The sequence below is a fragment of the Nocardioides sp. NPDC057767 genome, from assembly GCF_042798275.1.
Taxonomy (GTDB): Bacteria; Actinomycetota; Actinomycetes; order Propionibacteriales; family Nocardioidaceae; genus Nocardioides.
This window is the reverse complement of record NZ_JBHVKJ010000131.1, coordinates 1-1,055: the sequence shown is the minus strand read 5'-3', so window position 1 is coordinate 1,055 and position 1,055 is coordinate 1. Positions and strand designations below refer to the sequence as shown.

Here is a 1,055-nt window from a genome sequence, read left to right as displayed (position 1 = left end):
GGGTCGCTGGGCGAGGTCTACGGCGAGAAGATCACCAAGATCATGGACCTCGCGATCAAGACCGGCTCCCCGCTGATCGGGATCAACGAGGGCGCCGGCGCGCGCATCCAGGAGGGCGTCGTCTCTCTGGGCCTCTACGGCGAGATCTTCAAGCGCAACGTCCACGCCTCCGGCGTGATCCCGCAGATCAGCCTGATCATGGGCAACTGCGCCGGCGGCCACGTCTACTCCCCGGCCGTCACCGACTTCACGATCATGGTCGACAAGACCTCCGGCATGTTCATCACCGGCCCCGACGTCATCAAGACCGTCACCGGCGAGGACATCACCATGGAGGAGCTCGGCGGCGCGCTCGCCCACAACTCCAAGTCGGGTGTGGCCCACTACATGGGCTCCGACGAGGCCGACGCGATCGAGTACGTCAAGGCGCTGCTCTCCTACCTCCCCTCCAACAACATGGAGGAGCCGCCGGCCTACGACGAGGTCGCCGACCTGGAGATCACCGACCTCGACCGCGAGCTCGACACCTTCATCCCCGACGGCGGCAACCAGCCCTACGACATGCACGAGGTCATCTCGCACATCGTCGACGACGAGGAGTTCCTCGAGGTCCAGCCGCTGTGGGCCCCCAACATCATCATCGGCTACGCCCGCATCGAGGGCCGCCCCGTCGGCATCGTGGCCAACCAGCCGATGCAGTTCGCCGGCACCCTCGACATCGACGCCTCCGAGAAGGCCGCCCGGTTCGTACGCACCTGCGACGCCTTCAACGTCCCGGTCATCACCTTCGTCGACGTCCCCGGCTTCCTGCCCGGCACCGACCAGGAGCACAACGGCATCATCCGCCGCGGCGCCAAGCTGATCTACGCCTACGCCGAGGCCACCGTCCCGCTGGTCACGATCATCACCCGCAAGGCCTACGGCGGCGCCTACGACGTCATGGGCTCCAAGCACCTCGGCGCCGACATCAACCTCGCCTGGCCCACCGCCCAGATCGCGGTCATGGGTGCCCAGGGCGCGGCCAACATCGTCCACCGCCGCACCCTGGCCGAGGT

At 67.2% G+C, this 1,055-nt stretch carries 1 protein-coding gene; it reads left to right on the top strand.

The window, feature by feature from the left end; genetic code table 11:
* A partial coding sequence (locus ACFVDI_RS28675; protein ID WP_378912277.1) for an acyl-CoA carboxylase subunit beta occupies positions 1–1,055 on the top strand: 1,055 nt, incomplete at both ends.